The organism is Photorhabdus akhurstii, from assembly GCF_018448925.1.
Classification (GTDB): Bacteria; Pseudomonadota; Gammaproteobacteria; order Enterobacterales; family Enterobacteriaceae; genus Photorhabdus; species Photorhabdus akhurstii.
Genome location: NZ_RCWE01000045.1, coordinates 1 through 10,627 on the forward strand (window position 1 = coordinate 1; position 10,627 = coordinate 10,627).

General features: G+C 47.3%; 2 protein-coding genes and 2 pseudogenes. 3 read left to right on the forward strand and 1 reads right to left on the reverse strand.

Annotated features, from left to right (window positions below):
- Window positions 1–1,199, forward strand: a pseudogene (gene tccC, locus EAE93_RS23095) (insecticidal toxin complex protein TccC); the annotation flags it as partial.
- A 133-nt stretch (window positions 1,200–1,332) separates the two neighbouring features.
- Here tccC and EAE93_RS23100 read toward each other — a convergent pair.
- Window positions 1,333–1,569, reverse strand: a pseudogene (locus EAE93_RS23100) (IS630 family transposase); the annotation flags it as partial.
- A gap of 550 nt (window positions 1,570–2,119) precedes the next feature.
- Here EAE93_RS23100 and EAE93_RS23105 point away from each other — a divergent pair.
- Window positions 2,120–5,497, forward strand: a complete 3,378-nt coding sequence (locus EAE93_RS23105) for a Tc toxin subunit A (protein WP_214040648.1) — start codon at window positions 2,120–2,122, stop codon at window positions 5,495–5,497.
- A gap of 98 nt (window positions 5,498–5,595) precedes the next feature.
- Window positions 5,596–10,350 carry a Tc toxin subunit A-related protein gene (locus tag EAE93_RS23110; protein WP_214040649.1) on the forward strand — a complete coding sequence of 1,585 codons (4,755 nt, stop codon included), beginning with the start codon at window positions 5,596–5,598 and terminating at the stop codon, window positions 10,348–10,350.
- Window positions 10,351–10,627: the final 277 nt, after the last annotated feature.

Consider the following 10,627-nt stretch of genomic DNA (forward strand, 5'->3'; position numbering starts at 1 on the left):
AACCTTGGGTGGGTCGATGGTTGAGTGCTGATCCGGCGGGAACCGTGGATGGGCTGAATTTGTACCGAATGGTGAGGAATAACCCCATCACATTGACTGACCATGACGGATTAGCACCGTCTCCAAATAGAAATCGAAATACATTTTGGTTTGCTTCATTTTTGTTTCGTAAACCTGATGAGGGAATGTCCGCGTCAATGAGACGGGGACAAAAAATTGGCAGAGCCATTGCCGGCGGGATTGCGATTGGCGGTCTTGCGGCTACCATTGCCGCTACGGCTGGCGCGGCTATCCCCGTCATTCTGGGGGTTGCGGCCGTAGGCGCGGGGATTGGCGCGTTGATGGGATATAACGTCGGTAGCCTGCTGGAAAAAGGCGGGGCATTACTTGCTCGACTCGTACAGGGGAAATCGACGTTAGTACAGTCGGCGGCTGGCGCGGCTGCCGGAGCGAGTTCAGCCGCGGCTTATGGCGCACGGGCACAAGGTGTCGGTGTTGCATCAGCCGCCGGGGCGGTAACAGGGGCTGTGGGATCATGGATAAATAATGCTGATCGGGGGATTGGCGGCGCTATTGGGGCCGGGAGTGCGGTAGGCACCATTGATACTATGTTAGGGACTGCCTCTACCCTTACCCATGAAGTCGGGGCAGCGGCGGGTGGGGCGGCGGGTGGGATGATCACCGGTACGCAAGGGAGTACTCGGGCAGGTATCCATGCCGGTATTGGCACCTATTATGGCTCCTGGATTGGTTTTGGTTTAGATGTCGCTAGTAACCCCGCCGGACATTTAGCGAATTACGCAGTGGGTTATGCCGCTGGTTTGGGTGCTGAAATGGCTGTCAACAGAATAATGGGTGGTGGATTTTTGAGTAGGCTCTTAGGCCGGGTTGTCAGCCCATATGCCGCCGGTTTAGCCAGACAATTAGTACATTTCAGTGTCGCCAGACCTGTCTTTGAGCCGATATTTAGTGTTCTCGGCGGGCTTGTCGGTGGTATTGGAACTGGCCTGCACAGAGTGATGGGAAGAGAGAGTTGGATTTCCAGAGCGTTAAGTGCTGCCGGTAGTGGTATAGATCATGTCGCTGGCATGATTGGTAATCAGATCAGAGGCAGGGTCTTGACCACAACCGGGATCGCTAATGCGATAGACTATGGCACCAGTGCTGTGGGAGCCGCACGACGAGTTTTTTCTTTGTAATTAATATCTTGCAATAAGCATTACCGGAAATCTTCGCCCAACATTGGGCGGAGATATTCGATTATCATAGATCGACATGCCAGATTTTAAATCGTCTGGCAGAAAATACTAATGATAGAAGCTAAATAAGGATTTATAATAGCGCTACACCCATTTCTTCATTCTTAGTTTTTGCTGTGATGAAATCAATTCCAGAAAAACATCAACATAATTAGAGTAATAACCACATAGATTGACAGCAATGATTCCGTGTGACTGTCTCATGCCATGATTACCATAGCCGTTCTATTTTATTCAACTAGGGTTAATGGTTTGGTAAAAACAAAAGTTTAAATTTCGGATGTTGTGCCAGCCAATCGTTAACTTTTTTACCTACCTCAGAAGTACTCTGGTAGTTAATCAAGGGCGTTAGTTGTTCTGGTATACTGAATTTGATTTATCTACTTCTCTATTACCTTTCAGTAAACTAGATTATTTAAAAAAATAATGAAAATACACTAATAATATTTATCTTATTGATATAGTTGACTATTTTTCTACCATTACCTCCGTCATGCATTAATGTTCCGGCACTCTGGGTATTACCTTATTCAAAGTATGATCTCGCGAACTCTTATTGATTATTTTGTGAATTAATCATCAATATAAGTAAATATTCACTCTGCATACTTACTCTAAATCATTATATAAAGGTGAAGTTGTTTTATTGTTTGTATCTTGTTTTTTAATGTAAGCAAGTTGTGTGATTTGTTCTATTTTTCTTCACACATCGTCATCGTGTGGTGTCTTTAGAAGGGCAGGCGACCTGATGTTCTAAAGGCGTGTGTTTGTTCTGGTACCTTTCCTGCACATAACGACGGTGATTATTTGTTTGCAGGAAAAAACTGTTTCTCATGAGAAGCCTCAATTCAGGAGTCCGTATGAATCAACTTGTCAGTCCCCTGATTTCCTGCACTGAAGAGATCCACAACCTACCCGGTAAATTAGCTAACCTTGGTTATGCCTCAGTGTTTGATGTGGTACGTATGCCGCGTGAACGTTTTATTCGTGAGCATCGTGCCGATCTAGGGCGCAGTGCTGAAAAAATGTATGATCTGGCGGTGGGCTATGCCCATCAGGTGTTACACCATTTTCGCCGCAATCCTATTAGCCAGGCAGTTCAGATTAGCTTGAGAAGTCCGTTCTCCGTATCAGGTCCAGATTATGCTAAACAGTTTTTGGATGCGAATATCGGCTGGAAAGATAAAGCACCTAGCGGGTCACCGGAAGCCAACGATGCGCCGGTGGCCTATTTGACACACATTTATCAACTGGCCCTTGAACAGGAAAAGAGTGGTGCCAGTGCCATTATGAATACGCTGGCGGAACGTCGTCCCGATTTGGGCACCTTGTTAATTAATGATAAAGCGATCAATGAAGTTGTACCACAATTGCAGTTGGTTAATGAAATTCTGTCCAAAGCCATTCAGAAGAAACTGAGTTTGGCTAATCTGGAAGCGGTAAACGCCAAACTTTCCACCACCCGTTACCCTAATAATTTGCCATATCATTATGGTCACCAGCAGATTCAGACAGCTCAGTCGGTATTGGGTACCACGTTGCAAGATATCACTCTGCCACAGACGCTGGATCTGCCGCAAAACTTCTGGGTAACAGCAGCAGGAAAACTCAGTGATGCGACTGCCGGTGCTTTGACCCGACTGCAAATCATGGCGAGTCAGTTTTCGCCAGAGCAGCAAAAAATCATTGTGGAAACCGTCGGTCAGAATTTCTATCAGCTAAATTATGGTGACAGTTCGCTGACGGCGAACAGTTTCAGCGATATGACCATACTGACTGGCCGAACAAGTTTGACTGTACCCCAGGTAGAACGGATGTTGTGTTTAACGGTTGGCGGTTCTACGGTGGTTAAGTCTGGTAATGTCAGTTCTGGTGATACAACAGCGACGCCGTTTACCTATGGTGCCCGCTTCATTCATGCCGGTAAGCCGGAGGCGATTACCCTAAGCCGCAGTGGAGCGGAGGATCATTTTGCTCTGACGGTTAACAATCTGACAGATGACAAGTTGGCTCGTATTAACCGCATAGTACGCCTGCAAAAATGGTTGAATCTGTCCTATGAGGATATTGATCTGTTGGTGGCTTCTGCTATGGATGCGGAAGCAGGAAATACTGCGCTGTTGATGAATAACAATACGCTGCGTATGTTGGGAGTGTTCAAACATTATCAGGCGAAGTATGGTGTTAGCGCTAAACAATTTGCTGCTTGGCTGCGAGAGGTGACCCCGTTTGCCATTACACCAGCAACACCGTTTTTAGACCAAGTGTTTAACACCGTCGGCACCTTTGATACACCGTTTGTGATAGATAATCAGGATTTTGTCTATACATTGACTACTGGGGGAGATGGGGCGCGTGTTAAGCATATCAGCACGGCACTGGGCCTCAATCATCGTCAGTTCTTGTTATTGGCGGATAATATTGCCCGTCAACAGGGAAATGTCACTCAAAGTACACTCAACTGTAATCTGTTTGTGGTGTCAGCTTTCTACCGTCTGGCTAATCTGGCGCACACATTGGGGATAAGTCCAGAAGCGTTCTGTGCTTTGGTTGACCGACTGGATGCTGGTACAGGAACCATTTGGCGGCAATTGGCAGGGAAACCCACCATCACTGCACCGCAAAAAGATTCCCCTTTGGCGGCGGATATCCTTAGCCTGTTACAGGCATTGAGTGCACTGGCGCAGTGGGGACAGCAGCATAATTTGCCATTCAGTACTCAACAATTGCTATTGTCAGATGAGAGTTCAGTGGCACTGCCTAAAGCGGGTAGTTATGGCACGATTTCTGATCCAGGTCAGATGGAACGTGTCTCCATTGGCTGGAAAGATCTGACCTATGACGCTCAATCCGGTGAGTTGACTCTGACGCAGCAGATAGCATTTCGCGGCGGGAGTAATGCTGGAAGTTATGGGATTTCAGAGTTCCATTATCTTCTACCGTCAGGCTTAAGCTTGAATGGTAAAATGAGTTGGACGGGTGATGCGCCAGATGGTGCTACGTTCAATGATAATTATGGTACCTCTTCGGATCGGCCTTTCGTTTGGTCAAATACTTGGTTATATATCGGCACAACTAAAACCTACATTCTGAATATTCCGCTTAAAGGGACTTTTAAAGATCTATCGGCGCTGAATACTTTGATCTCAGAAGTCAGAATTCATCCTTATAGCCATAATACGATCCTTACTTTCTCCCAAGGTACTATCTTGGTTAATAACTTTGTCTCTATCGCTCAAGGCACTGACGATCAATTGAATTTTATCCGTCAGGTGTGGCAGAACTTAGGCAGTACGTTTGTGGATGCAACATTGTTATCCCGTAGTGGTGTGCCATTAGTTGATACCAGCGGCCACGTTATTGACTGGTTTGCTTTGCTCTCGGCAGGTAATAGCCCGCTTATCGATAAGGTTGGTCTGGTGACCAATGCCGGCATAGAAAGTGTTATAGCAACGGTGGTCAATACACAGAATCTGTCCGATGCAGATAAGAAGCTGGCAATTACTACTCTGACGAATACGTTGAATCAGGCAAAGCAAACTCAGCAAGGCGTGGCTGTCAGTTTGTTGACGCAAACTCTGAACGTGAGTCAGTCATTGTCCGCATTGTTGTTGCGTTGGTGTGGAAAAACTGTCTATCAGTGGTTGAGTGCGACTTGGGCATTGAAGGAGACCGTTAAAACCGCGGCTGATATTCCCGCAGACTATTTGAGCCTATTGCGTGAAGTGGTACGCCGCTCCTTGTTGACTCAACAATTCATGCTGAGTCCAGCGATGGTGCAAACCTTGCTGGACTATCCAGCCTATTTTGGCGCTTCCGCAGAAATAGTGACCGATATCAGTTTGTGGATGCTCTATACCTTAAGCCGTTACAGCGATCTGCTGCTCCAGGTGGGGAAAGCCGGTGGTGGTACGGAAGATGATGTACTGGCCTACTTGCACGCAGCCAATGCTGCTGCATCGTTGAGTCAGGCTGATGCTGCACAAACGTTGGCAACGCTACTAGGTTGGGATACTAACGAGTTGCAAGCCGCTTGGACAGTATTGGGCGGGATTGCTAAAACCACACCACAACTGGATACGCTTCTGCGTTTGCGACAGGCACAGAACCAGACTGGCCTTGGTGTTACACAGCAACAGCAAGGCTATGCTGTGAGCCGTGATAGTGATTATGCTCTTTGGCAAAGCACTGGTCAGGCGCTGGTGGCCGGTGTATCTCATGTCAAAGGTAGCCGCTGAACATGGCCGAAACTCGCCAAATGAATAGGTGAATCTGATTTTTCCGTAGGCCCAATGGGCTGGTTCTAAACCGCCATTTAAGTAAGGCTGGTGTAATTATGTTATCGACAATGGAAAAGCAACTGAATGAATCCCAGCGTGATGCGCTGGTGACCGGTTATATGAATTTTGTGGCACCGACACTGAAAGGCGTCGACGACCAACCAGTGACGGTGGAGGACTTGTACGAATACTTGCTGATTGACCCGGAAGTGTCCGATGAGGTTAAGACCAGCCGAGTAGCTCAAGCGATTGCCAGCATACAGCAATATATGACTCGTCTGGTCAACGGTTCTGAACCGGGACGTCAGGCGATGGAACCCTCTACAGCTAACGAATGGCGCGACAATGATAACCAATATGCGGTCTGGGCAGCCGGTGCTGAGGTTCGAAATTACGCAGAAAACTACATTTCTCCCATCACCCGGCAGGAAAAAAGCCATTATTTCTCGAAGCTGGAGACCACATTAAACCAGAACCGATTAGACCCGGACCGGGTGCAAGATGCTGTTCTGGGGTATCTCAATGAGTTTGAGGCGGTGAGTAATCTGTATGTGCTCAGTGGTTATATTAATCAGGATAAATTTGACCAGGCCATTTACTATTTTATCGGCCGTAGCACCACCAAACCGTATCAGTACTACTGGCGTCAGATGGATTTGAGTAAAAATCGTCAAGATCCGGCGGGAAATCCGGTGACACCAAATTGTTGGAATGATTGGCAGGAAATCACCTTGCCGCTATCTGGTGATACGGTATTGGAGCATACGGTTCGTCCGGTGTTTTATAACGACCGGCTGTATGTGGCTTGGGTTGAACGTGATCCGGTGGTGCAAAAGGGGGATGACGGCAAAAATATCGATAAGACCCATTCCTACAGCATAAAATTTGGCTATAAACGTTATGATGATACTTGGACGGCACCGAATACTACTACGCTGATGACGCGACAAAATGGGGATGGTGATCAGGATATATCACGCAGTAGTTTGTTGATTAATGAAAATAACATTATGCTACGGGATGTGAATTTGCTGGCTACTACCGATTTTAGTGTTGACCCGACGGAGAACATTGACAGTAACCCATATGGTCGTCTCATGTTGGGAGTATTTGTGCGTAATTTTATGGGAGCTCCATACCAAAACCGTCCTGCTGTGTATGGTTACTTGTATTGTGATTCAGCTTTCAATCGCCATATTCTCAAGCCGTCAAGTAGGAGCATCTTGTTCAGTAACTATCGTGATGAAACAAATGATCAAAACTGCCTGCAATTTGCGGTGTACTATAAAAATTATATTATTCCTAAGGTTGTTCCAGGCAAGCCAGCAGAGGTTGTTCCAGGCAAGCCAACAGAAGATCCCGAAAACACGGGTTGGGTAGGTAAAGTTGATGACTTGAAACTGGATACTACAGGTGCTTATGTATATATCGATCAAGATGGTCTGACACTCCATATCCAAACCACAATTAATGGGGGTTTTATTAACCGTCATACATTTAGTTATGACGACATAGAAAACAATTCTACGTCTGGCTATGGTTTCTCGTGGCAAAAGGACGAAAGTTTTTATCTGGATTACCATGATGGCGATTATTACACCTTTCATAATGCGGCAATAAACTATCATCCCGCCAAATATGGTAAAGGATCTGTACCTAATGGAACGTGGGGCTTATATCAGTGGAGCAAAAAAGCAGTGTTTCCGATTGACCTATTTGCTGGGCACTCTAAGGTTACCGTGAAGGATCATTATATCGCTTGGAAAGGGGAGACTCCTGCGAGTGATTGTCTACCTATCCCAGATGGCATACGTGTGGGAATGTGTAATTATAATAACACAATATATGATAATTTAAATTACGCAATTAAGGATGATAAGCTTCAGACTGGATTTGTTTCACATTCAGATTTTCTATCACTAACCACTATCAAAAATTTCGGTAAAATCGCCAATAACCGTAAATTCTGTCAGGAAATTAGTGTCTACACTGCGGATGGCCGCAACCTGTTCAGGCATTGTGGTAGCCAAACTTTCGAACTTGCTAGCAGTGCGACTTATTCTACTAGTTATACCCTGTCCGACACAGATTTCTCCACTGACCCAAATAAAAACTATCTACAGGTTTGTTTGAGCGTTGTATGGGATCATTATGACCGTCCGTCAAAGAAACAGAAACAAGGGACCCATTCTTGGGTCAGTAAGTGGTTCAATGTCTATGTTGTATTCCGTGATGTTGAGGCTAAGGCGCTGAATGTCCATCCGCAGTTAAAATCGCGTTATGATAGTAAATGTGGTTTGGTACAGTATTTGGATTTTAATCACAATAACCTGCCAGCTAAAACCCGTCTTAACACCACTTTTGTACGTACCTTGATTGAGAAAGCTAATCAGGGGCTGGATAGTTTGCTGGATTACACCTTGCAGGCAGATCCTTCTCTGGAGGCCGATCTGGTCACTGACGGCAAAAGTGAGCCGATGGACTTTAACGGTTCAAACGGTCTCTATTTCTGGGAATTGTTCTTTCACCTGCCGTTTCTGGTTGCTACGCGCTTTGCTAGCGAACAGCAGTTTTCGCCGGCTCAAAAGTTTCTGCATTATATCTTTGACCCGGCGATGAAAAACAAGCCACACAATGCCCCGGCTTACTGGAATGTACGTCCATTGGTTGAGGGGGACAGCGATCTATCACGCCATGTGGGCGATCCGATAGATCCGGATACTCAGGCTTATGCCCATCCGGTGATATACCAGAAAGCGGTGTTTATCGCCTATGTCAGTAACCTGATTGCTCAGGGAGATATGTGGTATCGCCAGTTGACTCGTGACGGTCTGACTCAGGCCCGTGTCTATTACAATCTGGCCGCTGAATTGTTAGGGCCTCGTCCGGATGTATCGTTGAGTAGCACTTGGACGCCGCAAACCCTGGATACCTTAGCCGCCGGGCAAAAAACGGCTTTGCGTGACTTTGAGCACCAGCTAGCTAACAGTAATGCTGTTTTACCCGCATTGCTGGGCCGTAACATTAGTTACTTGCGACTGGCAGATAATGGCTATTTTAATGAACCGCTCAATGTCCTGATGTTGTCCCACTGGGATACGTTGGATGCACGGTTATACAATTTGCGTCATAACCTGACCGTTGATGGCAAGCCGCTTTCACTGCCGCTGTATGCTGCGCCAGTTGATCCAGTCGCACTGTTGGCTCAGCGCGCTCAATCCGGCACGTTGACGAATGGCGTCAGTGGCGCCATGTTGACGGTGTCGCCATACCGTTTCAGCGCTATGTTGCCGCGGGCTTACAGCGCCGTGGGTACGCTGACCGGTTTTGGTCAGAACCTGCTTAGCTTGTTGGAGCGTAGCGAGCGGGCCGGCCAGGAAGAGTTGGCGCAACAGCAACTGTTGGATATGTCCAGCTATGCCATCACGTTGCAACAACAGACGCTGGATGGATTGGCGGCGGATCGTCTGGCGCTGCTAGCTAGTCAGGCGACGGTGCAACAGCGTCATGATCACTATTACACCTTGTATCAGAACAACATCTCCAGTGCGGAACAACTGGTGATGGACACCCAAACGTCAGCACAATCCCTGATATCTTCTTCCACCGGCGTACAAACTGCCAGTGGCGCGTTGAAAGTGCTCCCGAATATCTTTGGTTTTGCTGATGGCGGCTCGCGCTATGAAGGGGTAACAGAAGCGATTGCTATCGGGTTGATGGCAGCCGGTCAAGCCACCAGCGTGGTGGCCGATCGTTTGGCAACCACGGAAAACTACCGTCGCCGCCGTGAAGAGTGGCAAATCCAATACCAGCAGGCACAGTCTGAGGTCGACGCATTACAGAAGCAGTTGGATGCGCTGGCAGTGCGTGAAAAAGCGGCTCAGACTTCCTTGCAACAGGCGAAGGCACAGCAGGTGCAAATTCGGACCATGTTGACTTACCTGACTACCCGTTTTACCCAGGCGACTTTGTATCAGTGGCTGAGTGGTCAATTATCCGCGTTGTACTATCAGGCGTACGACGCTGTGGTTGCTCTCTGCCTCTCTGCCCAAGCTTGCTGGCAGTATGAATTGGGGAATTACATGACCACTTTTATTCAGACCGGTACCTGGAATGACCATTATCGTGGTCTGCAAGTGGGGGAGACATTGCAACTCAATTTGCATCAGATGGAAGCGGCCTATTTGGTTCGTCACGAACGCCGTCTTAACGTGATCCGTACTGTGTCGCTCAAAAGCCTATTGGGTGATGATGGTTTTGGTAAGTTAAAAACCGAAGGCAAAGTCGACTTTCCATTAAGCGAAAAGCTGTTTGACAACGACTATCCGGGGCACTATTTGCGCCAGATTAAAACGGTGTCAGTGACGTTGCCGACGTTGATCGGGCCGTATCAAAATGTGAAGGCAACGCTCACCCAGACTAGCAGTAGTACGCTGCTCACAGCAGATATCCGGGGGGTTAAATATCTTAATAATCCGGTAGATAAAGAGGGTGATGCGACGCATATTGTCACCAATTTGCGAGCCAGCCAGCAGGTGGCGCTCTCTTCTGGCATTAATGATGCCGGTAGCTTTGAGCTGTGTCTGGAGGATGAGCGCTATCTATCATTTGAGGGGACTGGAGCAGTTTCCAAATGGACGCTCAACTTCCCACGTTCTGTGGATGAGCATATTGACGATAAGACATTGAAAGCGGATGAGATGCAGGCCGCACTGTTGGCAAATATGGATGATGTACTGGTGCAGGTGCATTATACCGCCTGCGACGGCGGCGCCAGTTTCGCGAACCAGGTCAAGAGAACACTCTCTTAAATTAACTTTTAACTAATCCCTCCCACTCTGTTCGCCAGAGTGGGAGAGGTCTGTCATATCTAAAATCAATCTTGCGATCTTTCTCCATTTCATTGGAAGGGAAGCTGTAAAACAAAATAGAAGGAATATGATATGAGTCCGTCTGAGACCACTCTTTATACTCAAACCCCAACAGTCAGCGTGTTAGATAATCGCGGTCTGTCCATTCGTGATATTGGTTTTCACCGTATTGTAATCGGGGGGGATACTGACACCCGCGTCACCCGTCACCAGTATG

Excerpts from the sequence above, each read along its gene's own strand:
- EAE93_RS23105 (WP_214040648.1), top strand. The coding sequence starts at position 2,120 with ATGAATCAACTTGTCAGTCCCCTGATTTCCTGCACTGAAGAGATCCAC.
- EAE93_RS23110 (WP_214040649.1), top strand. The coding sequence starts at position 5,596 with ATGTTATCGACAATGGAAAAGCAACTGAATGAATCCCAGCGTGATGCG.